Origin of the sequence: Tessaracoccus aquimaris, assembly GCF_001997345.1 — a bacterium.
GTDB classification, from domain to species: domain Bacteria; phylum Actinomycetota; class Actinomycetes; order Propionibacteriales; family Propionibacteriaceae; genus Arachnia; species Arachnia aquimaris.
Map to the genome: position 1 here is coordinate 3171069 of NZ_CP019606.1, position 25025 is coordinate 3196093.

A 25025-nucleotide genomic window follows, 5' to 3' on the forward strand; every position below is an offset into this window, starting at 1 on the left:
GGTCAAGCCTGACACGATGGGACGGCCACCACCAGAGGGGAAACTCACCATGACGTCACGACCCGTCCACTTCGAGATCCATGTCGATGACATGCGCCGCGCGCAGGACTTCTACGCAGCCGTGTTCGGCTGGGGCTACGAGGACTACTCCGACTACGCCGGGCAGCCCTACTTCGGCATCGTCACCGGCCCGGAAGATGAACCAGGCATCAACGGCGCCCTCATGGTCCGCAAGGCGCCCCTCGCGGAGAACAACCCGATCGGCGCGGCGGTGCTGACCATGGGAGTCGAGAACTACGACGCGGCCGAGGAGTCGATCCTGGCGAACGGGGGCAGGTCGCCCTCGCGAAGTATGCGCTGCCGGGAATGGCGTGGCAGGGCTACTTCACCGACCCCGACGGCAACGTCTTCGGCATTCACCAGCCTGACCCGGCGGCCGCCTAGTGCGGTAGTCATGCCGATTTCCGTGCGACGGCCCGCTGGTAGGTTGGGGCCGTGAGCATCGCAGCGCGGGCCAAGGGCCTCACCAAGATCTACGGCTCCGGTTCGGCGGTCGTGACGGCGCTCGACAACGTCGACTTCGAGGTCACCCAGGGCGAGTTCACCGCCATCATGGGGCCATCGGGTTCGGGCAAGTCGACGCTGATGCACCTCCTCGCCGCCCTCGACACACCGACCGACGGCGAGGTGTGGATCGGCGACACCGCGGTCGGCAGTCTCGCGGACACGCCCCTGACGGTGCTGCGCCGCGACCGGATCGGCTTCATCTTCCAGGCGTTCAACCTGGTGCCGACCCTCACGGCGCGCGAGAACATCGTCCTTCCCCTGGCGATCGCGGGTCGCACGGTCGACGAGGCATGGTTCGACAAGGTGATCGACACCCTGGCGCTCGGCGACCGGCTGACGCACAAACCGTCGGAACTCTCCGGCGGCCAGCAGCAGCGCGTCGCCTGCGCGAGGGCGCTGATGAACCGGCCCGACATCGTCTTCGGCGACGAGCCGACCGGCAACCTCGACTCCACCTCCGCGGCCGAGGTGCTCGGCTTCCTGCGGCGCAGCGTCGACGAGTTCGGCCAGACGGTGGTGATGGTCACGCACGACGCGCACGCGGCCAGCTACGCGGACCGGGCCGTGTTCCTCTCCGACGGACGCATCGTCGACGAACTGCGCGGCGCGAACCAGGAGGACCTGCTGAGCGCCATGGCCCGCATCTACCCACGCCACGACGCCGATACCGCCGAGCCGACCGACCGCCCGGCGGATGCCTCGGCCTCGGTCGACGCCGCCACCCCGGCCGACGACTCGCGCTCCGCGGTCTATCGCGACGGCGGCCAAGCCCCGACGCATCCCGGCGAACCGCAGGGCGATGAGCCAACGGTCGAGCGCTCGCTCGCCAGGCGTGCGGCCCTGGACTGATCATGCTTCGCGCAACCCTGAAGTCGCTGTGGGCCCGCAAGGTCCGACTCATCCTCAGCGCCCTGTCGATCGTGCTTGGCGTCGCCTTCGTGGCGGGGTCGCTGATGTTCACGAACCTGCTCAAGGACAGCGTCGACCAGATCGTCACGGGCGCCCTCGGTGACATCAACGTCAGCGCCGAGGCGGGCGGCGTGGCCGGCTTCGAGAACGTCAATCCCAGCGAACTGCCCCAGTTGACGCCCGCTCAGGTCGCTCAGATCGGCGCCGTCGACGGCGTGGAGAAGGCCGTCGGGATCGTCTCGAGCACCCAGGTCTACCCGCTCGACAAGGACGGAAACCTGCTGTCCTTCGTCGGTGCCCCCGGCATCGCCATGAACTGGCACGACACCCCTGCCGCCGACGGCCAGACCGGAGCCAGGATCGTCGAGGGACGGGCACCCGAGGCCGCGGGCGAGGTGGTCCTCGACCCCTCCACCGCGAAACGCGGCGGCTACCAGGTCGGCGACACCGTCGAGGTGTCCACCCCGCGCGACGGCATCCAATCCTTCACGCTCGTCGGCACCGGAACCTTCGGCGCAGGCTCGACGGCGGGCGCAAGCTACCTCTTCTTCACCGCGACGGAGGCCCAGCGGATCATCCAGCAGGGCCAGGACACGTTCTACGCCGCGTGGGTGCAAACCTCGCCCGGGGCGGACGTGGACGCCGTCGCGAAGGCCGTCGCGGCGGTTCTCCCCGAGGGGTTTGTCGCGGAGACCGGCCACGCGATGGCCGAGACCATCCAGGACCAACTCGACGTCGGGCTGGGTTTCGTGAATATCTTCCTGCTGGTCTTCGCAGGCATCGCCCTGCTGGTGGCCACGCTGCTGATCCTCAACACGTTCTCGATCCTCGTCGCCCAGCGCTCGCGCGAACTCGCGCTGCTCCGGGCCGTCGGCGCCAAGCGCTCCCAGGTGCGCAACTCGGTGCTGCTCGAGGCCCTGATCATCGGCGTGCTTGGCGCGACCCTCGGCTTGCTCGCCGGCTACGGCCTCGCCTGGGCGATCCTGTCCGTGCTGCGCGCCGTCGGCATGGATCTGGGCCCCGTCGCCCCCCAACTGACGTGGCAGACGATCGTCGCCTCCTACGCGATCGGCATCGTCATCACGGTCGTCGCCGCCTATCTGCCCGCCAGACGTGCGTCCAAGACGCGCCCGGTGGAGGCCCTCGCGGCCGCCGCGCAGTCCGGGCCCGAGAAGGTCGGAGGCCTGCCGATGGCGGGCATCGCGCTGATCGAGGTCGGCGTTGCGGCCATCGTGTGCGCGGTCTGGTTGCCCGTGCCGCAACCGCTGGTCTGGTTTGGGGCCGGAGCCGCGCTGCTGCTGATCGGCATGGTGCTCGCGGCCGCCATCGTCGGCGCCCCGATCGTGTGGCTCTTCGGCCTGCTTTTCCGTAGGGGCTTCGGGGAGGTCGGCAAGCTGGCCCAACTCAACGCCGTCCGCCAACCCCGGCGCACCGCGGCGACCGCCGCGACGCTGATGATCGGCCTGACCCTGGTCAGCGCCGTGGCGATCCTCGCCTCCAGCACCACCACCTCGCTCGGCAACCGGCTCTCCGCCGACCAGCGCGGCGACTTCCTGATCGCGCCGGTCGGCTACCAGCCCTTCGACGCGAAGGTCGCAGAGAAGGCGCGCCAGGTCGACGGCGTCGCGGAAGTCTACGAGTACTTCCGCAGTTCGGCTCAGGTCGCGGGACAGGAGCAGCCGACAAGCATCTTCGCCGCCTCGAAGGACGCCATCGAGCGCGGCACCGCGCTCAACCTGCTCGCGGGCGGGCTCCAGGCAGATGGCGACGTCCAGCCTGCGGTGCTCGCCACCGACTACGCCACCGAACACGGATTGGCCCTCGGTCAATTGCTCGACCTGACCGGCCCCAAGGGCAGCGTCGAGGTCCTGATCACCGGCATCCACAACTGGGGCACCGCCTTCCCGGCGGGGCAGATCGTGATCACCCCCGAGGCACTCGCCAAGATCGCCGACACCTCGCTGGTCTCCGACCTGGTCGTCTTCACCAAGGACGGCACCGACCAGGAGGCCGTCCGCACCGGGTTGCAGGCCGCCGTCAAGGACATCCCGACGGTCGCCGTCTCCGACGTGCACGAGTTCGTCGAGGCCCGCGTCGCGCAGTTCGGGCAGCTCTTCGCGGTGATCTACGCGCTGCTCGCACTCGCGATCGTCATCTCGGTGCTCGGCATCGTCAACACGCTCGGCCTCTCGGTGATGGAACGCACCCGCGAGTTGGGGCTGCTGCGCGCGGTCGGCCTGACCCGCGGGCAACTGCGCACCATGGTGACCCTCGAGTCGGTGATCGTCGCGACGCTCGGCGCCCTGCTCGGCGTGGTCCTCGGGGTGATCTTCGGGTCCGCCCTGGTGAAGCTGCTCGACGACCAGGGGATCGACACGCTCGCGATCCCCGGCTGGCAGTTGGCCGTCTTCGTCGTCGTCGCGGCCCTGTTCGGGGTGCTGGCTGCGGTCGGACCGGCCCGCCGGGCGGCCAGGCTCAACGTGCTCGATTCCATCGCGACCGAGTGAGCGGGCCTGCAGATCACCCGGCTATGATGCTGGCGACGAGCTTTTGCACAACGGACCATCAAAGGGGAGCTTCGTGAAGATTCGAGTTGAGCGCGACGCGTTGGCTGACGCCGTGGCCTGGGTGGCCCGCAGCCTCCCTAACCGCCCGACGGCACCGATCCTCGCAGGCATGCTCCTGGAGGCCGACGCGGACGGCCTCACGCTCTCCAGCTTCGACTCGACGACCTCCGCGAAGGTCACGCTGCCGGCCACCGTCAGCGACGAGGGCACCGTGCTCGTCTCGGGCCGCCTCCTCTCCGAGATCGCGCGCTCGCTGCCCAACAAGCCCGTCGAGATGGTCGCCGACCACACCAGGGTCGAGCTGACCTGTGGCCAGGCCCGCTTCACGCTCCAGACGCTTCCCGTCGACGAGTACCCGACGCTTCCCGACATGCCAACCGAGACCGGCCAGGTCGAGGGCTCGGCGTTCGAGAAGGCCGTCGGCCAGGTCTTCGTCGCAGCAGGCCGCGACGAACTACTCAACGTCTTCACCGGCATCAAGCTCGAGATCAACGGCGAACAGCTTTCTCTGCTCGCGACCGACCGCTACCGGATGGCGCTGAAGGAACTCACCTGGAACCCCGGCAACCCGGGTGTCGAGGCCAACGTCCTGATCCCAGGCAAGGTGCTCGCGGACACCGCCAAGTCGATGACCTCCGGCGAGTCCGTCACGATCGCCCTGTCGACCACCGAGGCCGAGGGCGAGGGCCTCGCTGGCTTCGTCGGCGAGGGCGCGAAGGGCAGCCGCGAGGCGACCACCCGCCTGCTCAGCCAGGCGTTCCCGAAGGTCCGCCACCTGATGGACGTCAACGCAACGGTCTCCGTGCGCGTCAGCACCGCCGACCTGCTCGCCGCCGTCAAGCGCGTCTCGCTCGTCGCCGAGCGCAACACCCCGCTGCGGATGCGCATCAACGACGACCACATCGCGCTCGAGGCCGCCACCGGCGACCAGGCGCAGGCCTCCGAGGCGCTCGAGGCCGAGATCGAGGTCGTCGGCGACGAGAAGTCGATCACCGACGCCGGGTTCAACCCGCACTACCTGCTCGACGCGCTGACCGCCCTTGACGCGCCGTTCGCACACTTCTCCTTCACGCTTCCCGGCAAGCCCTGCCTCATCATGGGGCTGGCCAGCATCGACGCCGATCCGTTGACGGACTACCGCCACGTGATCATGCTGATGCGCCTGCCCGGCTGATCCCACATCCGCCCACCTTCGAACACCAAGGAGTCCTCATGCGCGTCGGTCTGATCGGTCTGGGAAAGATGGGCGGCAACATGCGCGAGCGGCTCCGCCGCGGCGGCGTGGAGGTCGTCGGGCTGGACCGCAACAAGGAGATCTCCGACGCGGTCGACGAGGCCGACCTCGTCGCGAAGCTGGACGGCCCCCGCGTGATCTGGCTGATGGTGCCGATCCAGGCGGTCACGCCCGTCATCGAGACGCTCCGCCCGCTGCTCAGCCCCGGCGACATCGTCATCGACGGCGGCAACTCCAAGTGGACCCACGACGCCAAGCACGCGGCCTACCTCGCCGAGGCGGGCATCGAGTTCCTCGACGCGGGCACCTCCGGCGGCGTGTGGGGCCTCGAGAACGGCTACGCGCTCATGGTCGGCGGCCCTGAGAGTGTCGTCGCCACCGCGATGCCCGTCTTCGAGGCGCTCAAGCCCGAGGGCGAGTTCGGCTTCGTGCACGCCGGCAGCCACGGCGCGGGCCACTTCGCCAAGATGGTCCACAACGGCATCGAATACGGCCTGATGCAGGCCTACGCCGAGGGTTGGGAACTGCTCGAGGCCTCCGACATCGTCACCAACGTGCCGGAGATCTTCGAGTCGTGGCGCGAGGGCACCGTGATCCGCTCCTGGCTGCTCGACCTGATGGTGCTCGCGCTGCAGGACGACCCCCACCTCGACGAGATCGAGGGCTACGCCGAGGACTCGGGCGAGGGCCGCTGGACCGTCAACGCCGCCGTCGACATGGGCGTGCCCGTCCCGACGATCGCCGCGAGCCTGTTCGCCCGCTTCGTGTCGCGCCAGGAGGACTCGCCCGCCATGAAGATGGTCGCGGCCATGCGCAACCAGTTCGGCGGCCACGCCGTCCAGGTGTCGAAGGACTGAGCAGACCTGTTCGTCACCGAACTGGCCCTCACCGACTTCCGCAACTACGAGACCGCCACGCTCAACCTCACCTCGGGGGTGACGGTCTTCGTCGGCTCGAACGGTCAGGGCAAGACCAACCTCGTCGAGGCCGTCGAATACCTGTCGACGATGACCTCGCACCGGGTCGCCGCCACCGCGCCGCTGATCCGGGCCGGTGCCGACTCCGCGATCGTGCGCGCCAAGGTGCAGGCGTCCGCCGACGATGACCGCGTCATCTCGCTCGAACTGGAGATCGCGAACGGGCGCTCCAACGTGGCGCGGCTGAACCGCGCGCCGCTGCAGCGCCCCCGCGACCTGATCGGCGCGCTGCGCACCGTGGTGTTCTCCCCGATCGACCTCGCGATCGTGCGCGGCGACCCGTCGGATCGGCGCGGCTGGCTCGACTCCCTCGTGGTGACCCGCTGGCCGCGGATGGCGGGCGTCAGGCAGGACCTGGACCGCGTCCTCAAGCAGCGCAACGCCCTGCTGAAGTCGATGTCGGGACGCTCCATGACGCCCACCGGCGGCGACGAGGAGATCACGCTCTCGGTCTGGAACGACCAACTCGCCGCGATCGGCGCCGAACTGCTGCACGCCCGCCTCGACACGCTCGCCGACGTGCTGCCCCACGCGCAGCGCGCCTACGAGACCATCGCCCCCGTCAACAACCAGATCGACGCCACCTACAAGACGATCCTCGACCTCGACGACGTCTCCGCCGCCCCGGATGTGCGCGCGGAGTTGGCGAACCGACTGCTCGCCGCCATGGAACGACTGCGGCGCGACGAGATCCAGCGCGGCGTCACCCTCGTCGGCCCGCAACGCGACGACGTGGAACTCAACATCGGCCCACTGCCGGCCAAGGGCTACGCCTCGCACGGGGAGAGTTGGTCGCTCGCCCTCGCGCTGCGGCTCGGCGGCTTCACGCTGGTGCGCGACGACGGCACCGAACCGGTGCTGGTGCTCGACGACGTGTTCGCCGAGTTGGACGTGGCGCGCCGCGAGCGCTTGGCGACGGCCATCGAGGGGGCCGAGCAGGTCCTCATCACGGCCGCCGTCGGCGCGGACGTCCCCGAGTTTCCCGCGGAGCGAAGGTTCCGCGTCGAGGCGGGCACGGTCGCCAGGGACGAGAATTAGCACTCACCTGTAAATTCTTCAGCAATTTACAGATGGCTTACACTTGACGTGTGAAGCTGCCCGCAACGCCTCCCGACGATGGTGCGACGCTCGCCGAGCTCGACATGACTCAACTGTTCCGTGCGACCGAGCTCGCGCGCGCAATGCCGGACTACCCGTCCTGGGACAAGCTCCGCAGGCGTCCGGCTCCCGCGGGCCTGACCCATGAGCAGTTGTGGATGGGAGTGCGGTTCAGCAGGAGCTACGAACCGCTGCCCCTCAGTGATCGGCTGGGCAACCCATTCCGAGTCGCCCAGCCCGTCATCGTGCAGCGACTGCTGCATGAGGTCTCGATCAGGACGGCGGGCACCTTGACGTCGTCGGTACCCGGCATGCCCGAATCCCAGGTGGACCGCTTCCTGCTGAGCTCCATCCGGGAGGAGGCGGTGTCATCGAGTCTCCTTGAGGGAGCCGTCACCACGCGTCGGGTCGCTCACGACATGCTGCGGGCCGGGCGTGCGCCCCGCACCAAGGGCGAACGCATGGTGGCCAACAACTACGCGGCCATGCAGTGGATCCGCCAGCATCGCGAGGAGGACATCACGGAGGAGGCGGTGCTGCACCTGCACGCCCTCCTGACCGCCGGGACGCTTTCTGATGAGGCCGATGAGGGACGGCTCCAGACCCCAGAGGAAGAGCGGGTCGTCGTCGGAGGCGCCAACGACGAATTGCTCCACGAGCCGCCCCCGGCCGATCAACTCCCCGCCCGGCTGGCCCGGCTCTGTGCCTTCGCGAACGGTGCCGGCGCAGGCCAGCCCTGGCTCCACCCCCTTGTGCGCGCGATCGTCGTCCACTTCATGTTCGGTTATGACCACTATTTTGTTGACGGCAACGGCCGCACCGCTCGAGCCCTGTTCTACTGGGTGGCCCTGCGTGAGGGTCATTGGCTGGTTGAGTTCCTGTCGCTGTCCCAGCGGCTGACGAAGGCGCCGGCCAAGTACGCCCGCGCGTACCTGGATACGGAGGTCGACCATGGTGACATCACCTACTTCGTGATCCACCAGTTGACGACGCTCCAGCAGGCACTCGACGACCTCGACCAGTACCTGTCGCGCAAGGCCTCTGAGGATGCGCAGGCCGCACGGCGGGTCCGATCGCTCGGGCTCAATCATCGACAGTTGGCGGTGTTCACCCGAGCCCTGGCGGACTCGACCGCCAGATTCACCGTCAAGAGCCACGCCAACAGCCACGGGATCACGCTCCCGACCGCTCGCACCGACCTCGCATCCTTGGAGTCGATGGGGATCCTGTTCTCGACGAGGGTCGGCCGGAGCCTGGAATGGAGGCCCGTCGACGACATCGCGCGCGTCGTGGAGTCGTCGCCCCAACTGTAAAATCATCACCAATTTACAGGTGGCTTACATTTCGAGTCGGTCCAGGGTGCCTCGACTCCAGCGGCGGAGGGTAGTCTCGGGCCATGAGCCAGGAACCGCACGACCCGACGGGCCTCGAGCTCGCGTCGGAGATCGCGCGGGCCACCGTTGAGGCCTCCGAGTATGTCGTCGCCCTTCCTGAGCCGGCCGCCCCGAAGCAGCCGCGTCGCCGTCAGCGCGTCGTCGAGCAGCAGCGCTCCGGTGCCCATCCGGACGACCGGGACCCGCAGTTGGTGGGGGCGGTGCTCGACCGCGTCGTCGTCGAGCGGGGCTGGAAGCGGCGCATCGGGCTGTCGACGGTGCTGCGGCACTGGCCCGACCTGGTCGGCGAGGCCAATGCGGAGCACTCTGCCCCGGTCAACTACGACAAGGGCGTGCTGATCGTCGATTGTGACTCGACGGCGTGGGCACAGGCGATGAAGTACACGGCCTCGGTGCTGGTCGCCCGGCTGAACGAGGCGCTGGGGGAGCGGACCGTGCTGCGCGTCCAGTTCCGCGGCCCCCAGGCGCCGAGTTGGAAGAAGGGCCCCGGTCCGTGCAGGGCCGAGGGCCGCGCGACACCTACGGCTGAGCGTTGGTCGCGCCCGCCTCAGGTGGCGGGGCGCTCCATCGGGTGCTCGACGCACCACCGGAACGACTCGACGATCGCCGCAACCACGTCCTCCTGCTCGATGCCGAGCAGATCCATGGTCTGTGCCGGGTCGTTGACGGCGTGCCTGTTCTGGAACTCTGCGGTGTGCACGACCGGGACGCCGTGCTCGACGCCCTTGGCGCGGCACTCCTCGTCGCGGGCGGCGTAGGCGGGCAGGACGGCCTCGAGCGGCACGACCTTGACGTCCTCCGGGTCGCGCCCGATCGCCTCGCAGGCCAGCCGGTTGAGCTCGAGGTAGCTGAGGTCGTAGGCGTTGATGGCGTACTTGGCGCCGTGCTCGCCGCGCTCCATGGCGCCGACGGCCGCCTGGCCGACCTGGCGCGCGGTCACGGCGGAGGTGGTGCCTCCGAGCACGCCGACGATCGGCTTGACGTGGGTCACCGTGTCGATGACGAACTGCCACAGCGGCCGCTGTCCGCCGACCAGCCCGAAGATGTAGGGCAGCCGCAGCGTCATGACGTCCATCGCGCCCTCGCCCTCGAGGCAGGCGATCTCCTCCTGCGCGAGGCGGGTGCGCGGGTAGGGGTCGCGACCGTAAGCGAAGTCGGTCCAGCGCTCGCCCATCTCGGCGGTGTAGGAGCCGTAGAGCACGAACTTCTTGACGCCTGCCTGGCGCGCCAGGCGCGCGATGCGCTGCGTCCCGACGACGTTGGCCTCGTAGAAGAAGTGGGCGGCGGGGATCGCGGGGACGGTGCGCTCGTCGGCACCGATGGCGTAGAAGACGGCGTGCCTGCCGCGGAACAGGTCGAGGACCTGCTCGTCGGGCAGGTCGCACAGGTTCTCCCAGACGGCGTCGACCTCTGCGGGAGGGTTCCGTTGTCGGAGCCTGGCAGCGACACGGCGGTGACGTCGTAGCCGTGCTTCAGAAGCTCGGTGATGGTGTGGGACCCGAGGAGGCCGGTGCCGCCGAGAACAAGGGTGCTCGTCACTGGTGGACCTTTCGTCTGGGGCCGTCAGGCCCTTTTACTTGCCGACCGGCAAGTAATTCCAGAATAGGTCTGACCTGTTTGGTCGTTCGGGGAGGTGCCCGTCACCAGACGACCGCGATGTGCTACCCCGTTCTCCCCGGCGGGCGTGGGCATCGCGTTGAGCAGTAGTCCGTGTTCGATGGCGGGAGCGGAACGTTTGATCGTTCAGATCGGAGGCGAGCTAGGAATGCTGCTCAACGCCTGTCCTTCACCGGGCTCATGCCCAACAGCGACCCTCGGGCCGAGACTCAGGGCTCGAAGGGCACCGCGCTGTCGAGGATCTCGGTGGCCAGGTCGTTCTCGTCGGCCACGGCGTGCTCCGGGTCGCCAAAGCTGACCATGATCCACGTCCCGCCGACCTCGGCGCCGACGCCCGAAAGTTGGTTGACGCTGCGGCCGAACTCGAGGTGCATCACCCGCGGTCGCTCCGACTCGGGCACATCCTTGAGCGGGCAGTCGACCTCCGCGACGGTGCCAACCGGCGTCGCGACGTAGGGGGTCTCGGGCATGGTGCCCACGCACGGGCCCTCCCAGGGCCAGTTCGACTCGCCCCACGTATCGGGGACCTGGACGGCAACCCCCTCGCCGGTGACCCACCTCCAGCCGGGCTTCGGCTCCCCGAGGTCCTTGACGATGACCGACCCGTCCGACGATCGCGGGGGCTCGGAGCCGGGCGGAACCGGTGCGCAACCGCCGACGTTCCCGCCGTTGGTCTCCACCCCCATCACGGACCCGTAGATCGCCTCGCACAGCGCGGGCGTGTACTCGCGGACGCTGACGCCGTCGTCAATCCCGCACGCCCCGCGGACGAAGATCTCGCGGCTCGTGCCATCCTGCGTGACGCGCAGCACGCCCGGTCGATCCGTGGTGCAGGCCGGGTCGGGGCTCTCCATGACCGGGGCTTGCTGCAGCGCGATGGCCAGCGCGGCCGCGTCGTCGACCTTGATCTCCCACGAACGTTCCAGCGTCACGCCGGCGGCGCTGGAGGCATAGGAGCAGTACGACATCGATCCGGTGGGCGAGGTCGACGTCAGGTCCCACGGCTCCGGTCGCGCCGACGCGTCGGTGAAGGGGATTTCGCTCGGGCAGGCGTTCTCGTCGACGGCGACCGTGACGGCGCTCTTCAGGATGCGCGCGGCGAGCGCCTCCTGCGCGGGGGTCGGGTCGTCGGGCATTCCCACCCACACCGTGACCCCGCCGACGGTCCGCGTCTTGGCGGGACCGTTGTCGACGGGTTGCTCACGCCCGAGCAGGAACTCCAGGACCACGCCGGAGCGACCCGCGGTGGGGCAGTCCGCCGGTTCGGGGTCGGCGAAGCCACGGACGGGGGCGCCGGCGACTGGCGCGCACCCGCTCTCCCGTAGCGACGACGGCAGCCAGCCTTCGGGGATCTCGGCGGCGACGCCGTGGGCCGAGGCCCAGGTGTAGCCGTTCGCCGGCTCGGGCAGCGCGGTCAGGGGCGCAGGCGCGGGGTTGGCGATCGGAACCTGCGGAGGCTCCCGGTCCAGGAGGATCCCACCGACGGGGACCGCGACGGCGACCACCAGTGCTGCCGCTGCGACGGCGATCAGCCAGGGATTGCGTCGACGCGGCGGAGGGGCGCTGCGCAGCGGAAGGGGCGCCTCGTTCGCGTGTTCGGCGAAGGCGTCACGGAAGGCCTGTTCGGCGCGGTCGGTCATGCTGTCTCCTCTGCACCGTCGCCGAGGCGTTCGCGCAGCGTGGCGAGCGCCCGGTGGACGTGGGAACGTGCGGTGGACTCGGGGATGTCGAGCAGTTGGCTGATCTCGGCGAAGCTGGCGTCCTCCCAGAACCGCAGGACGACGGCCGCGCGCTGCCGCGGGGGCAGTTCGGCGCACAACTGCCACGCGACCATCTTGTCCGGCACCTTGTCGCTCTCGGCGGGTCGGGCGATCTCGTGCGTCAGCGAGACGAGCACCGGCCTGGCGCGACGCCGGGCCGAGATCACGGCGTTGGTGACGCACCGCTTCGCGTAGGCCGTGATGTTGCCGTCGGCCACGATGACGTCGTAACGGCGTGAGACGGCGCTCAGCACCTCCTGCACCAGGTCACGAGCCTCCTCGCGGTCCCCGCACAGCAGGTAGGCGTAGTTGATGAGCGAGCCCTGCGCGCCCAGCACCCACTCCTCGAAACTGCCTGCCATGCCCCTACTCAACGCCCTCCGGCCGGTTTTCGTTGCGGCCCAGCCCAACCTACGGGCCGATCGGCCGGGAGTCGACGCGTCCGACAACGCCCGACGACGGGTTTGCGCCGCCAGCGGGCGCGGCCGTCACCGGATCCCTAAGCTGGCGCCATGGACATCTCTGTTGTTGGCACCACGTCTGTGACCCTCCCCGCCGAGTGCGTCGTGATCACCTTGTCGCTGTCGTTCACCGGCCCCGATCGGGACACCGTCGCGAGGGACACCGCCCAGCTCGCCGAACGGGTCAAGGCCGAGCTCGACGCCGTCGTGGCCGACGACGGCGGCAGCGAAGCCCGCCTCAGCGCCCTACGGACCTGGACGAACATCCCCTACGACAACGAGGGAAAGCCGGGCCAGCCCCAGCACGTCTCGCAGGTGCGCGGCAGCGTGACGATCAAGGACCTGACCCGAGTCGGGCCGTTCCTCGGATCCCTTGCCACCACCGAGGGCGTCCAGGTCGAGGGTCTCAACTGGAAGCTGTTCGAGGCGACGATGCTGAAGCTCCAGCCCGAGGTGCTCGCGGGCGCTTTCGCGGACGCCTCGCGTCGCGCCCAGTGGATCGCCGAGGCCGCAGGGCGCAGCGTGCTCGAGGTGTCGTCGATAGAGGACAACGGCGCGCCCACGTACGGCTTCGCCCGCGGGAAGATGGCCATGGCGATGGCCGATGGGGCGCCGAGCTTCGACCTCGACCCGGAGGACGTCGAGGTGACGGCCACCCTCGGGGTGAAGTTCGCGGCCCGCCGTCCGGGCGAGTAGCCCCGAAAGGGGAGGTGGCGGCGCGACGCGCCGCTGAATGATCACAATTGCGGCGAACCCCTTCCGCTCGCCGGTTCCCCGTGGTTCCATGGGGGCTGGTGGACTTGGGGGAGGGGATGCAGTGAAGCTCCGTGCGATCGCTTCAGTGCTGTCTGCCCTTGTCGCGTGCGGCTTGGTGGGATACGTCGTAGCCGACCCGATGACATCGGTCGAAGCGGTTCCCGACATCCAGCCGACCTCCAGTCTCTCGCCGCCCGCCGATCCGACGCGCGCCGTCGACGGCCCCCGGGTCGCGGTCTACTCCGAGGAGGGTGCGACCGGCGCGAGCCAGCACGTCCTGGACCCCCTCAACGCCGTCACGCCGGAGGCCGTCGGGCCCTCCGGCAGTCCCGTTCCGCTGCCCACCGCGCCCGCGACCATCAAGAAGGAGACGGTCAAGCCGCTCGGCAAGGCCGCGGCGGGCGCGCTCCTCACGCGGCCCGTCAACGGACGCACCACGTCGAAGTTCGGCATGCGGTTCCATCCGATCCTGAGGGTCTGGAAGCTCCACACCGGCCTCGACTGGGCGGTCCCCTGCGGAACGCCCGTGGGCGCGGCCCAGGCTGGCACCGTCGTGAAGGCCGGCTGGGCCGGTGGCAACGGCATCCAGGTCAAGGTCGACCACGGGATGCTGCGCGGCTACCGCGTCGTGACGACCTACAACCACCTGTCATCGATCGGCGTGCGGGTCGGCCAGAAGGTTGAGGCGCTCGACGGTGTCGGACGGGTCGGGAGCACCGGCTATTCGACCGGGTGCCACATGCACTTCGAGGTGATCGTCAACGGCCAGTTCACCGACCCCGAGCCCTGGCTCAACGGCGATCCCGTGGTGATCGACCTGTCGAGCATGCAGCACACGTCGGTGCCGAAGCCATCGGCGAGCGCCACGCCGAGCGTTACGCCCACGCCGTCGAAGAGCCCCAGCCCGACACCCACGCCGAGGGTTACGCCCTCGCCGGCGAAGACCCCCAGCCCGACTCCCACCCCGACACCTCCTTCGCCGACCGGGACACAGACGCCACCTAGCCCGACGACGCCCAGCCCTGGCACGACGCCGGCAGTCACCCCAAGCGGGACAGGCTCGCCCACCGCGACGCCGACCACCGACGCCTCCGCCACCGCCTCCGCGTCGTCTACACCGACGACGACCGGTTCGCCGACGGCGGGGTCGACAGAGACCAGCACTCCGACACAGACCAGCACCGCGACTGAGACCAGCACCGCGACGCAGGCCACCACCGCGTCCGAGACGGGCAAGGCCTCCGAGACCGCTGTCGCGGAAGAGGCGCCGACCGGCACCGATTCGCCGGCCGCGTAGCGCGTCAGTCGCGCAGGCGCACCGCGCACCAGTCGATCAGGGCCGCGACCCTTCGCCACGCGACGGCGACCTCGGCCGCGAACGCCTCCACCGACTCGGAGACCACCTCGCGCTCGGCCGCGAGCGACGTGTGCCGCAGCAGGTCGATCCGCGGATGCTGCCTCGAGTAGCCGCGCGGCGCGGTCTTGACGCCGTCGCCGGTCTTCAGCCATCCGTCGGCGAGCAGGCCGGCCAGGAGGTCGTCGAGTTGCGATCCGGTCGCCTCGTCGTCGATGGCGGCGCGCACGCGCGCCAGCGCCTCAGGCTTGGCGGCGTAGTAGCCGCCGACGGCGATCGCCTCGGTGGCGTTGACCTCGAGGTAGAACCCGCAGGCGGGCGCCACCGACACGAACACGCCCTGGTGGGTCTTGTACGGGGACTTGTCGGCGCTGAACCGCACGTCACGGTTGGGGCGGAACAGTTTCGCCTTCCCGAACTCCTCCTCGAGCAGGGCCGCGACGGCCAGCAGGGGTGCCTTGACGTCTGCGTCGTACCTGTCCTTGTTGGCGACCCAGAACTCGCGCGAGTTGTCCTCCTCCAGGTCGTGGTAGAAGGCCTGCGCTGCGTTCGGAAAGCCGATGGACGTCACCCCGCAAGCTTATGCCGCGAGTCGGCCGGCCAGCATTTCATCGGAGATATCCGGGGAAATAGCGCCAATGCAGAGAAATCTTGAGGCGGTATTGACGAATGCCTAGCAGGCGTATTAGTGTTACTCCCGGTTATTCGACAGGAAGGAGGTCGCACCATGATTCAGATCCAGATCGCCACGACGGCGGTTCGTCTTCGCACTGGCAGCACTGCGCCCTCCGCCGGGCGTCGCGCCTGACCCGACCGGGTCCCCGCAGCACGCAACCACATCCACCCCAGGGACGTATTCCGTCCCACCGCGCCCTCAGACGCGCGCAGATTCCTGTCGAAAGCACCCTCGTGAACATCACACACCAGTCCACCACCCCCCGATCCAGCCCTGACACCGTCATCGTCGTCCCATCGCTCGACCGCCTCCCTTGGCGCGACCGATGGGCCCTGAGGCTCAGCCTGTGGGTCATCGAGCGCACCGTGCATCCGAGCCAGCCACACCTGGACGCCCAACTCTGGCGCGCCAGCCAGCGTGAGGTCGCCCGGCGCGAAACGGCGTCGCTGCATTGGCTTCCGCCACGCTGACCGACCCCCGGCCGGTGCTCGATCTCTCCACAGTGAGAGCCGAGCCAGGCCGCGATGATTGTCATCAACCACAATTTCAGAGCGACGGATAGCGCGCAATATTCACATCAATGAATGCGCGCTATTTGTGCTGCATTCATGCGGATTGTCAGAGAGCAAACATCAGAGAATGATGAGCGCCCCGGCCGCGATGATCGAGGTGATCAACGTGATGATGTCGAAGGCCCGCTGGGGAACCTTCCCGATGATGGCGATGCCGCCGAGGGTGCCGAGCAGCACCACGGGCACCAGGAACGCCGCGGTCCGGAGCACCTCTGGCGTGAACAGCCCGAGTGAGGCCGTCAGCGGGGTCTTGGCGATGTTGATGATCAGGAAGTACCACGCCCCCGTCCCGAGGAACCGCAACTTCTCGACCCGTGCGAGTTGCAGATACAGCGCCATGACGGGGCCCGCCGCGTTCGCCGCCATGGTCGTGAAGCCGGCGGTGACGCCCGCCGTGAGCGTCAGCGCCCGGTGGGGCTTGGCATCGGCAGTCTCGTCGTGCGGCGCCCGCGCGTGCTGCCTGACAAACACCTTCGTCGCCAACTGGATGAGGACAAAGATCAGCAGGAGCGCGCCGATGCTCCGCTTCAGGACCAGGTCGTCCACCAGCGAGAGGAACCAGGCGCCGAGCAGCAGACCCGGGATGACGGCGGGGATCAACCCGCGCAGCAGTTTCCAGTCGGCCGCCTTGCGGTAGCGAAGCACGGCGACGATGTCGCCCGTGATCAGCAACAGCAGGACCGCCGCGGTCGACTCCTTTGCTGGCATCGTCAGGGCGACCATGGCCACCGACAGCGACGCGAGACCCCCGAAGCTCGTCTTGGCTACGCCGATCAGCAGCGCCGCGCCGACCAGCAGCACCCATTCCATGTTCACTCCAGGTCTCTGCGGCTCGATTCCGTCGTCAGGATACGGGTGGGGCGTCCGGGCTGAGCCGACGGTCCGAAAGGATGGGGTGGGCCCATCGGGCAACCGCTGAGGCGTCGGACGATCTCCCGTGTGCCGGATCCGGGGGAAGTAGGGACCCACGCGGACCGCACCCCCAATCGCGCCAAGCGGGCAAATTGGGCGTTTCAGGGGCAATCGCCCTGGTCGATGCCCAGAATTTTGGTGCGAGGCGGTAGAATTGGCCCGTTCAAAGGCGCCGGTAACCGCCGGCGCCAATGTGTGTGGTCAGGAGCATTGTGTCGGAAGACATGCAGGATTACGAGGACTTCACCCCGGAGGAGCGCCTGGAGGGCCTCCTCGACGCGGCGGACATCACCGTTACGGGTAACTACGACGCGGACCAGATCTCCGTGCTCGAAGGGCTCGAGGCGGTCCGGAAGCGTCCGGGCATGTACATCGGCTCGACCGGCGAACGCGGCCTGCACCACCTTGTCTACGAGATCGTCGACAACTCCGTCGATGAGGCCCTCGCCGGGTTCTGCGACTCCATCGAGGTCGAACTCCTCGACGACGGCGGCGTGCTCGTGCGCGACAACGGTCGCGGCATCCCCGTCAAGGAGCACCCGGTCGAGAAGATCCCGACGGTCACGCTGGTCCTCACCGTCCTCCACGCGGGCGGCAAGTTCGGCAACGGCGGCTACAAGGTCTCCGGCGGCCTGCACGGCGTCGGCTCCTCCGTCGTCAACGCCCTGTCGGAGAAGCTGATCGTCGACGTGTGCCGCGACGGCTTCCGCTTCCAGCAGACCTTCCACCTCGGCGAGCCCGTGACGGAACTGGAGCAGCTCGAGGCCAGCGAAGAGACCGGCACCACCATCACGTTCTACCCCTCGCCCGAGATCTTCGAGACGACGACGTACAACTACGACACCCTCGCCACCCGCTTCCGCGAGATGGCCTTCCTGAATAAGGGCCTGCGGATCTCGCTGATGGACCTGCGCACCGAGCGTCAGATCGCCACCGGCGACGAGGGCGAGACCGACACCCCCTACGACGAGTTCCTGTACGAGAACGGCCTGACCGACTACGTCAAGTACCTATCCTCCGGCAAGGACGCGATCCACCCGACCGTGATCGACGTCGAGGCGCACGCCCCGGATCAGGGCATGGGCGTCGAGATCGCGATGCAGTGGAACTCGAGCTACACCAACTCGGTCTACACCTTCGCCAACACCATCAACACCCAGGAGGGCGGCACGCACGAGGAAGGCTTCCGCGCGGCGCTCACCAACACCGTCAACCGTTGGGGCGAGTCCTGGGGCCTGATCCGCAAGCGCGAGGACCGCGTCTCCGGCGACGACATTCGCGAGGGGCTCACCGCGATCGTCTCGATCAAGGTCTCGGAGCCGCAGTTCGAGGGCCAGACCAAGACCAAGCTGGGCAACACCGAGGCGAAGAGCTTCGTGCAGCGCGTGCTCAACGACCGCCTCGGCGACTGGATGGAGCGCAACCCGGCGGAGGGTAAGGACATCGTCCGCAAGGCCCAGTCGGCGGCGCAGGCCCGCATCGCGGCCCGCAAGGCGCGCGACATGGCCCGCTCCCGTAAGGGCCTGCTCGGGGCTCCGGCCTGCCCGGCAAGCTGGTCGACTGCCAGTCGACCGACCCGTCCGAGTGTGAGTTGTTCATCGTCGAGGGCGACTCAGCAGGTGGCTCCGCCCGTGGCGGCCGCGACCCCCGCACGCAGGCGATCCTCCCGATCCGAGGCAAGATCCTCAACGTCGAGAAGGCGCGCATCGACAAGATCCTCGCCAACAAGGAGGTCGAGGCGATCATCAACGCGCTCGGCGCCGGGATGCAGGAGGACTTCGACCTCAACAAACTGCGCTACCACAAGCTGGTCCTGATGGCCGACGCCGACGTCGACGGCGCCCACATCCGCACCCTGCTGCTGACGCTGCTGTTCCGCTTCCTGCGCCCCATGATCGACGCAGGCCACGTCTACCTCGCGCAGCCCCCGCTGTTCCGCCTCCGCTGGACAAACGCGCCGCACGAGTTGGCGTACAGCGACTCCGAGCGCGACGTCTTGCGCGACGCGGGCCTTGCCGAGGGCAAGAAACTGCCGCAGGTCAACCCCATCCAGCGCTACAAGGGCCTCGGCGAGATGAACGCCGACGACCTGTGGGAGACCACCATGGACCCGGAGAACCGGATCCTGCTGCAGGTGACGCTCGAGGACGCGGCGATGGCCGACCAGATGTTCTCGATCCTGATGGGCGAGGACGTCGAGCAGCGCCGCACGTTCATCCAGCGCAACGCCAAGGACGTCCGGTTCCTCGACATCTGAGCCGACTCCCACTCACGTATCACTTACTAGGCAATTGAGGGTTAAGCAGCATGGCTGACGACAAGGACGAGACCACGACCGACGAGATCGAGGCTCCTGGGCTGGGGCGCGTCGATCCGATCGACCTGCAGGTCGAGATCCAGAACTCCTACCTCGACTACGCGATGAGCGTCATCGTCGGTCGAGCGCTTCCCGACGTGCGCGACGGGCTGAAGCCCGTGCACCGACGGGTTTTGTACGCCATGTGGGACGGCGGCTACCGCCCGGATCGCGGCTGGAACAAGTGTTCCCGCGTGGTCGGCGAGGTCATGGGCCTCTACCACCCGCACGGCGACTCGGCCATCTACGACACCCTCGTGCGCCTCGCGCAGCCGTGGGCGATGCGTAACCCGCTCGTGTCGGGGCAGGGCAACTTCGGAAGCCAGGGCAACGACAAGGCCGCCGCGATGCGGTACACCGAGTGCAAGATGGCTCCGCTGGCCGTCGAGATGGTCCGCGAGATCGAGCAGAACACCGTCGATTTCCGGCCCAACTACGACAACCGCGAGGAGGAGCCGGTCGTCCTCCCGGCCCGCTTCCCCAACCTGCTCGTCAACGGCTCCACCGGCATCGCCGTCGGCATGGCCACCAACATCCCTTCGCACAACCTGCGCGAGGTCAATGACGCCGTGCAGTGGTCGCTTGAGCACCCAGGCGCCAGCCGCGAGGAACTCCTCGAGGCCGCGATGCAGCGCATCCAGGGCCCCGACTTCCCGGGCGGCGGCCTGATCGTCGGCCGCAGCGGCATCGAGGAGGCCTACCGCACCGGGCGCGGCTCCGTCACGATGCGCGCGGTGATCGACATGGAGGAGGACCCGAAGGGTCGTCAGCTCCTCGTCGTCACCGAGCTGCCGTACATGGTCAACCCCGACACCCTCGCCCAGCGGATCGCGGACCTGGTCAACTCCGGGAAGCTGACCGGGATCGCCGACATCCGCGACGACACCTCGGCCCGCACCGGGCAGCGACTGGTGATCGTGCTCAAGCGTGACGCCCAGCCGCGCGTCGTGATGAACAACCTGTACAAGCACACCGCGCTGCAGGACACGTTCGGCTGCAACATGCTCGCGATCGTCGAGGAGGTGCCCCGCACCCTGCGCCTGGACCAGTTCATCTCGCTGTGGATCAAGCACCAGCTCGAGGTCATCCGCCGCCGCACGCAGTGGCAGTTGGACGAAGAGGAGAAGCTGGCCCACATCGACCGCGGGCTCGTCAAGGCCCTGAACATGCTCGACGAGGTGATCGCGCTGATCCGCGCGAGCCGGACGGCGGACGAGGCGAGCACCGGCCTCCAGGAACTGCTCGACATCGACGAGGTCCAGGCGCGAGCAGTGCTGGACCAGCAGCTTCGCCGCCTCGCGTCGATGGAGATCCAGAAGATCATCGACCGCTTGGTTGAGCGCGAGCGCAAGATCGCGGACCTGAAGGACATCCTGGCCGACGAGGCCCGGCAGCGCCGGATCATCTCCGCCGAACTGCAGGAGATCGTCGACAAGTACGGCGACGACCGCCGCACCCGGATCGTCGCGGCCGACGGCGACTTCTCCGAGGAAGACTTCATCCCCAATGAGGACGTCGTCGTCACCATCACCCACGGCGGCTACGCGAAGCGGACCCGCGCCGACCAGTACCGCCTGCAGAAGCGCGGCGGCAAGGGAGTGCGCGGTGCCACGCTGCGCGCCGACGACGAGGTCCAGCACCTGTTCACCACCACGAACCACCAGTGGATCCTGTTCTTCACCAACTTCGGCAGGGTGTACCGGTCGAAGGCGTGGCAGTTGCCGGAGGCGGGCCGTGACGCTAAGGGCGGTCACGTCGCGGGGCTGATGAACTTCCTGCCCGACGAGAAGATCGCGCAGGTGCTCACGATCAACAGCTACGAGGACGCCCCGTACCTGCTGCTCGCCACCAAGCACGGCCTCGTGAAGAAGACGGAACTGAAGGCCTACGACTCGCCGCGTCAGGCGGGCGTCATCGCCATCAACTTCCGCGAGGAGGGGGACGAACTGATCGGTGCCGCGCTCGTCAGCTCCGACGACGACGTGCTCCTGATCTCCCGCAAGGGCCAGGCGATCCGCTTCCAGGCCGACGATTCGCAGCTTCGACCCATGGGTCGCGCCACCTCGGGCGTCACCGGCATGAAGTTCCGCGCCGGCGACAAGCTTCTGTCGATGGCCGTGCTGCGCGCCGACGACGACCTCGACGACCAGTTCGTCTTCACCGTCACAGACGGCGGCTTCGCGAAGCGTTCGCTGATCGAGGAGTACCGCCAGCAGGGCCGTGGCGGCCTCGGCATCAAGGCCATGAAGCTGAACGAGGACCGTGGTCAACTGGTCGGCGGGCTCATCGTGCGCGAATCCGACGAGGTCATCGCCATCAAGATCTCGGGCCAGGTGACCCGTTCCGCGGTGGCCGATGTCCCCGTCAAGGGACGCGACACCATGGGCGTGAAGTTCGTCGGAGTGCGCGGTGAGGACGCCGTCGGAGCCATCGCCCTGTACCCCGAATCGGAGGAAGTCGAGGCGGCGGATGTCGCTGACGAGGACGAAGCGGGTACCGTAGGGGACGATATTGTCGCCGAAACGGTGATCGAGGAGGACTCGAATGAGTGAGAACTCGCCCCGCTGGCCCGGTCGTAACGGGTCGCCAGGCCTGGACTTCTCGCCCTACCGCAAGACGGGTGAGAAGGTCGAGGAGCCTGTCGGCGCCAAGGCCAAGGAGGCCGAAACGGCCACGGCGACGGTCATCACGCCCAAGCCCAACAGCGCGCCCGAGGACAAGCGGCCCAACGGCGCCCCGCAGCCGAAGGGCAAGGGCAGCCAGCCCGGCAAGCCCCAGGGCACGGGCGGTCAGTCCAAGAGCGTCACCGGCATCACGCCCAAGGCCTCCGAGCGTGCCGCCAGCACTGCCAAGGAGTGGGCGGCGGTGCCCGTCACCGGGATGCCCGCCGCGCCAACGGCGCCGACCCATCCGGGCACCCCGTCGCGACCCGAGCCGAAGCCTGCCCCGTCGACGACGGATGCCGCGACTCCCGCCGTCGACCGGAAGCCGCGCTCCACGCGTCGCACCCGCAAGGCGCGGCTGCGGCTCTCGCGCATCGACCCCTGGTCGGTGATGAAGACGACGCTGCTGTTCGCCATCGCCTTCGGCATCATGATGGTCGTCGTCGTGTTCGTGCTGTGGTCCGTGCTCGCCGGTTCCGGCGCGCTCGAGTCGGCCAACACGCTCATCAACACGGTGCTCAGCGACACCGAGGGTGGCGGCTCGGGCTTCAAGCTTGAAGACTTCCTCACTGTCGAACGCGTGATGGGCTTCGCGGTGGTGCTCGCCGTCATCGACGCCGTCATCATCACGGCCGTCGCGACGCTGTTCGCCTTCCTCTACAACCTCGCGGCCACCGTGATGGGCGGCCTCGAGGTGACGCTCGCAGAGGACTGATTCGGCCTAACTTGCGGCAGGCTTCCAAGGAAGCTGACCCACGGGCCACGGTAATGTCCGAACCGGGGGCGAGCGCTCGCCCCGGGGAGGGCCTGTCATGGACGTGTACAGCCAGGATGAGCAGCGCGCTCACGGCACCGGCTTCATCGGGATCGACGCCGAGTCCGACGATGCCATCGACAGCCTCGAGGTCTACGAGGCCCTGATCAATCCGCGCGAGGCCGACCAACGTGGCGGCCAGGGCGGCCCCGGCATGATGCCCCCGATGATGGGCATGGGAGGCGGCGGCGCAGGAGCGGCAGCGCCCGGAGGGGCTGGCCTCAGCACTGCGGCCGCCAACACCGCGGCGGCAAGTATGGTCGGCAAGGCGACACCATTGACGATGCCTGGCGTGGCGCCGACCCTCACCGGCCCCGCTGCAGCGTCCGCCGGCCTCGGCGTCGGAACCGCAGCCGGGCTCGGCGCCGGTGGCGGAGGTTCGCCGTCGGGTCTGCCCGCCGGTGGGATGCCAGACGGCATGGGAGAGGCCCCGCCCGGCGGGCTCGAAGCCGCTCAGGTGTCGGAGGAACCGGCGGCCGAGGACGCGACCGAAGAGGTCCCCCAGGAACAGCAGACGCCACCGTCGACGCCGACGGACGCCACCCTCAATGCGGGCCCTGGGCCGGACGAGACCGCGATCGATCCGGCCGAGGTCGACCGGGTCGCCAAGGAATGGTCGGGCCTCGCACAGGAGATGGCAACCATCGGCTCGGCCGCCTCCGAACTGCAGGCGTCGCTCGAGGATTTCGGCCTCGTGCAGCAACCGGCCGGCCCCTACGGAGAGATGACCTCCGGTATCCAGCAGTTGGCGGGCGGCGCGTCGAAGGAGTTCGACGAGATCGCCACCGGCCTGTCCTACGGCGCGCAGGCCTACCGTGACCACGAGGCCGCCGCGGCCGCTACCGCAAGGAGCGCACAGTGAAGAAGGAAGTCCTCGACAAGCTGACCGCCCTCGCCGAACTGGACCTGTACCCGGCGGTGCAGCAGCGCTCCGGAGAGTTCTTCGCGCTGGTGCCGTCCATGATCCAGGCCGACTTCCTCGAACTCGCGAACGCCCGGGCCGTCCCCAACGGCTTCTTCCAGGTGGCGGCCATCTTCGCCGCCGTCGAGACGCAGGGCACCCAGATCGTCAACGAGGTCAACCGGATCTCCGACCAGATCCGCGGCCACCTCGCCTCGCTCGAGAAGTGCGCCTCGACGCCGCGGCGGATGGCGGAGATCGGCAAGTCGTGGCGGCGGCAGGCCGGTCGCGTCGGCGAGATGATCGCGACGGCGGAGCGCCTCTCGAACCAGCCCACGTGGCGGGGCCGTGCCTCCGAGGCGCACCTCGCGGTCGTGCCGAAGCAGATCGCGGCCATGAAGGAACTCCAGAGGCTCGCGGAGACGGCCTCTGAGTCGGTGCTGGTCGTCGGCGCGATCCAGTCCAACATCTTCGACGCCGTCGGCCTGATCTTCACCCAGGCCATCGAGCAGTTGCGCGGCCACGTGTCGACCGCACCCTCGGCGTTCTTCAGCCGATCGGCCGGAGCGGTCACGCTCCTGACCAACGTCGAGGCGCTGATGCGCCAGTGGCTTTCCGGTGAGGGCACCTGGAGCCCCTCGGCCTCGCAGATCGCCGACGGGCTCACCGAGACCTCTTCCGGAGGCTATAGCTGGCCTCAGGCCGTCAAGGCATCCCTGAACGGCTCCAAGACCGACAAGGACGCTCAGACGGACAAGGACGGCGCCTGGGAGACCACCGTCAGCGGCGAGGGCGTGTCCGTGACGGGCGCACCTGCGGGCACCGACACCGACTCCCGCGGGACGGCCGAGGTCGGCGGTACCGAGGCGACCGACGACGCCGACGAGGAAGCGAAGGACGAGACGTCCAAGGACACCTCGGGTACGTCGGACAAGGACACGTCGGACAAGGACGACAAGGCGGACGAGAAGGACAAGGCGGAAGACAAGAAGGACAAGAAGGACGGCGGATCCTCGGCCGGGCGGGACGTGAGCCAGGGCGCCTCGATCCAACTCGGTGGCGGCGGCGAGACCGTCGGCTTCGAGTCGATCAACTTCGACAAACTGGTCTCCACGCTCACCCCCGACCCGCCCATCGTCGAGCCACCGGCCGATGAACCGGTGGTGGACTCGCCGCCCAGCCAGCCTGTCGTCGAGCCGCCGAAGAGTGCGCCCGTGGTCGAACCGCAGGAGCCCCCAGCGGCGCAACCGGTGGTGGGCGACCACCCGATCGGGCTGCCCACCGGCGAGACGCTGCCGGAGACCACGTTCGACCGCGACGCCGTCAGCTACAACCCGGACGACATCGTGGACCGCGACATCGACCGTGGTCTCTCCGCCTGGGACCGGTTGCGCACGACGCAGGTGGAGCGCTGACTCGGTTTGCTGGCGACCGACC

At 68.7% G+C, this 25025-nt stretch carries 20 protein-coding genes and 3 pseudogenes; 17 read left to right on the forward strand and 6 right to left on the reverse strand.

From position 1 onward, the window contains the following. Positions 1–49 precede the first annotated feature (49 nt). From BW730_RS14510 to BW730_RS20405, 8 genes are all read left to right on the forward strand, one after another. Entirely contained in the window at positions 50–499 is a 450-nt protein-coding gene (locus BW730_RS14510; RefSeq protein ID WP_226996839.1) for a VOC family protein, read from the forward strand. Beyond that, the gene (locus BW730_RS14515) at positions 496–1416 is read left to right on the forward strand and encodes an ABC transporter ATP-binding protein (RefSeq protein WP_077686882.1); all 921 of its coding nucleotides are present in this window, start codon (positions 496–498) and stop codon (positions 1414–1416) included. Before BW730_RS14510 ends, BW730_RS14515 begins: the two co-directional genes overlap by 4 nt. A 2-nt stretch (positions 1417–1418) precedes the next feature. Beyond that, entirely contained in the window at positions 1419–3983 is a 2565-nt protein-coding gene (locus BW730_RS14520; protein WP_077686883.1) for an ABC transporter permease, read from the forward strand. A gap of 73 nt (positions 3984–4056) precedes the next feature. Continuing rightward, positions 4057–5217 (forward strand): DNA polymerase III subunit beta, encoded by a 1161-nt coding sequence (gene dnaN, locus BW730_RS14525; protein ID WP_077686884.1) that lies wholly within the window; start codon positions 4057–4059, stop codon positions 5215–5217. Between the two features lie 38 nt (positions 5218–5255). Next, positions 5256–6134: a phosphogluconate dehydrogenase (NAD(+)-dependent, decarboxylating) gene (gnd, locus tag BW730_RS14530; protein ID WP_077686885.1), complete on the forward strand. Its 879-nt coding sequence runs from the start codon at positions 5256–5258 to the stop codon at positions 6132–6134. A 6-nt stretch (positions 6135–6140) separates the two neighbouring features. Next, entirely contained in the window at positions 6141–7292 is a 1152-nt protein-coding gene (recF, locus tag BW730_RS14535) for a DNA replication/repair protein RecF (RefSeq protein WP_077686886.1), read from the forward strand. Between the two features lie 50 nt (positions 7293–7342). Beyond that, positions 7343–8665, forward strand: a complete 1323-nt coding sequence (locus tag BW730_RS14540; RefSeq protein WP_077686887.1) for a Fic family protein — start codon at positions 7343–7345, stop codon at positions 8663–8665. A gap of 83 nt (positions 8666–8748) precedes the next feature. Next, positions 8749–9504: a DciA family protein gene (locus BW730_RS20405; RefSeq protein ID WP_077686888.1), complete on the forward strand. Its 756-nt coding sequence runs from the start codon at positions 8749–8751 to the stop codon at positions 9502–9504. Between the two features lie 332 nt (positions 9505–9836). On the opposite strand, the pseudogene BW730_RS20410 reads toward BW730_RS20405, so the two are convergent. Next, positions 9837–10133, reverse strand: a pseudogene (locus BW730_RS20410) (NAD-dependent epimerase/dehydratase family protein); the annotation flags it as partial. Here BW730_RS20410 and BW730_RS20075 point away from each other — a divergent pair. Next, entirely contained in the window at positions 10083–10211 is a 129-nt protein-coding gene (locus BW730_RS20075) for a hypothetical protein (protein WP_257787348.1), read from the forward strand. The pseudogene BW730_RS20410 and the gene BW730_RS20075 sit on opposite strands and share 51 nt — an antisense overlap. A 14-nt stretch (positions 10212–10225) precedes the next feature. Here the strand turns inward: BW730_RS20075 and BW730_RS20415 are convergent. The 3 genes and pseudogenes from BW730_RS20415 to BW730_RS14560 form a co-directional block, all read right to left on the reverse strand. Beyond that, a pseudogene (locus BW730_RS20415) lies at positions 10226–10285 on the reverse strand (hypothetical protein); the annotation flags it as partial. 287 nt (positions 10286–10572) lie between these two features. Continuing rightward, complete coding sequence (locus tag BW730_RS14555; RefSeq protein WP_077686890.1) at positions 10573–12003, reverse strand: hypothetical protein; 1431 nt, start codon at positions 12001–12003, stop codon at positions 10573–10575. Continuing rightward, on the reverse strand, positions 12000–12485 hold the full coding sequence (locus tag BW730_RS14560) for an RNA polymerase sigma factor (RefSeq protein WP_077686891.1): 486 nt from the start codon (positions 12483–12485) through the stop codon (positions 12000–12002). Before BW730_RS14560 ends, BW730_RS14555 begins: the two co-directional genes overlap by 4 nt. 150 nt (positions 12486–12635) lie before the next feature. On the opposite strand from BW730_RS14560, the gene BW730_RS14565 reads away from it, so the two are divergent. Next, a complete protein-coding gene (locus BW730_RS14565; protein ID WP_077686892.1) occupies positions 12636–13280 on the forward strand; it encodes an SIMPL domain-containing protein in 645 nt (214 codons plus the stop codon). 199 nt (positions 13281–13479) lie between these two features. Further along, positions 13480–14637, forward strand: coding sequence for a M23 family metallopeptidase (locus tag BW730_RS14570; RefSeq protein WP_145952899.1), 1158 nt, complete (start codon positions 13480–13482; stop codon positions 14635–14637). A 4-nt stretch (positions 14638–14641) separates the two neighbouring features. Here BW730_RS14570 and BW730_RS14575 read toward each other — a convergent pair whose 3' ends face one another. Next, positions 14642–15265, reverse strand: coding sequence for a DUF2461 domain-containing protein (locus tag BW730_RS14575; RefSeq protein ID WP_077686894.1), 624 nt, complete (start codon positions 15263–15265; stop codon positions 14642–14644). A gap of 338 nt (positions 15266–15603) precedes the next feature. Here BW730_RS14575 and BW730_RS14580 point away from each other — a divergent pair, with 338 nt between their 5' ends. Beyond that, positions 15604–15840: a hypothetical protein gene (locus BW730_RS14580; RefSeq protein WP_077686895.1), complete on the forward strand. Its 237-nt coding sequence runs from the start codon at positions 15604–15606 to the stop codon at positions 15838–15840. Between the two features lie 162 nt (positions 15841–16002). Here the strand turns inward: BW730_RS14580 and BW730_RS14585 are convergent, their stop codons facing one another. Beyond that, positions 16003–16752: a sulfite exporter TauE/SafE family protein gene (locus BW730_RS14585; protein ID WP_226996840.1), complete on the reverse strand. Its 750-nt coding sequence runs from the start codon at positions 16750–16752 to the stop codon at positions 16003–16005. A gap of 326 nt (positions 16753–17078) precedes the next feature. Between BW730_RS14585 and gyrB the strand changes: the two are divergent. The 5 genes and pseudogenes from gyrB to BW730_RS18675 all read left to right on the forward strand — a co-directional run bounded on the left by gyrB (position 17079) and on the right by BW730_RS18675 (position 25003). Continuing rightward, positions 17079–19111 (forward strand): annotated as a pseudogene (gene gyrB / locus BW730_RS14590) (DNA topoisomerase (ATP-hydrolyzing) subunit B). Positions 19112–19161: 50 nt separating this feature from the next. Next, a complete protein-coding gene (gyrA, locus tag BW730_RS14595; RefSeq protein WP_077686897.1) occupies positions 19162–21762 on the forward strand; it encodes a DNA gyrase subunit A in 2601 nt (866 codons plus the stop codon). Beyond that, on the forward strand, positions 21755–22588 hold the full coding sequence (locus BW730_RS14600) for a DUF3566 domain-containing protein (RefSeq protein ID WP_077686898.1): 834 nt from the start codon (positions 21755–21757) through the stop codon (positions 22586–22588). Before gyrA ends, BW730_RS14600 begins: the two co-directional genes overlap by 8 nt. A 97-nt stretch (positions 22589–22685) precedes the next feature. Next, positions 22686–23549, forward strand: a complete 864-nt coding sequence (locus BW730_RS14605; RefSeq protein WP_077686899.1) for a hypothetical protein — start codon at positions 22686–22688, stop codon at positions 23547–23549. Continuing rightward, on the forward strand, positions 23546–25003 hold the full coding sequence (locus BW730_RS18675) for a hypothetical protein (RefSeq protein ID WP_077686900.1): 1458 nt from the start codon (positions 23546–23548) through the stop codon (positions 25001–25003). The genes BW730_RS14605 and BW730_RS18675 overlap by 4 nt, the downstream gene beginning before the upstream one ends. Positions 25004–25025: the final 22 nt, after the last annotated feature.

Excerpts from the sequence above, each read along its gene's own strand:
- BW730_RS14565 (WP_077686892.1), top strand. The coding sequence starts at position 12,636 with ATGGACATCTCTGTTGTTGGCACCACGTCTGTGACCCTCCCCGCCGAG.
- BW730_RS14605 (WP_077686899.1), top strand. The coding sequence starts at position 22,686 with ATGGACGTGTACAGCCAGGATGAGCAGCGCGCTCACGGCACCGGCTTC.
- BW730_RS14585 (WP_226996840.1), bottom strand. The coding sequence starts at position 16,752 with ATGGAATGGGTGCTGCTGGTCGGCGCGGCGCTGCTGATCGGCGTAGCC.
- BW730_RS14520 (WP_077686883.1), top strand. The coding sequence starts at position 1,419 with ATGCTTCGCGCAACCCTGAAGTCGCTGTGGGCCCGCAAGGTCCGACTC.
- BW730_RS14510 (WP_226996839.1), top strand. The coding sequence starts at position 50 with ATGACGTCACGACCCGTCCACTTCGAGATCCATGTCGATGACATGCGC.
- BW730_RS14560 (WP_077686891.1), bottom strand. The coding sequence starts at position 12,485 with ATGGCAGGCAGTTTCGAGGAGTGGGTGCTGGGCGCGCAGGGCTCGCTC.
- gnd (WP_077686885.1), top strand. The coding sequence starts at position 5,256 with ATGCGCGTCGGTCTGATCGGTCTGGGAAAGATGGGCGGCAACATGCGC.
- BW730_RS14570 (WP_145952899.1), top strand. The coding sequence starts at position 13,480 with ATGACATCGGTCGAAGCGGTTCCCGACATCCAGCCGACCTCCAGTCTC.
- BW730_RS20405 (WP_077686888.1), top strand. The coding sequence starts at position 8,749 with ATGAGCCAGGAACCGCACGACCCGACGGGCCTCGAGCTCGCGTCGGAG.
- BW730_RS14600 (WP_077686898.1), top strand. The coding sequence starts at position 21,755 with ATGAGTGAGAACTCGCCCCGCTGGCCCGGTCGTAACGGGTCGCCAGGC.
- gyrA (WP_077686897.1), top strand. The coding sequence starts at position 19,162 with ATGGCTGACGACAAGGACGAGACCACGACCGACGAGATCGAGGCTCCT.
- BW730_RS14555 (WP_077686890.1), bottom strand. The coding sequence starts at position 12,003 with ATGACCGACCGCGCCGAACAGGCCTTCCGTGACGCCTTCGCCGAACAC.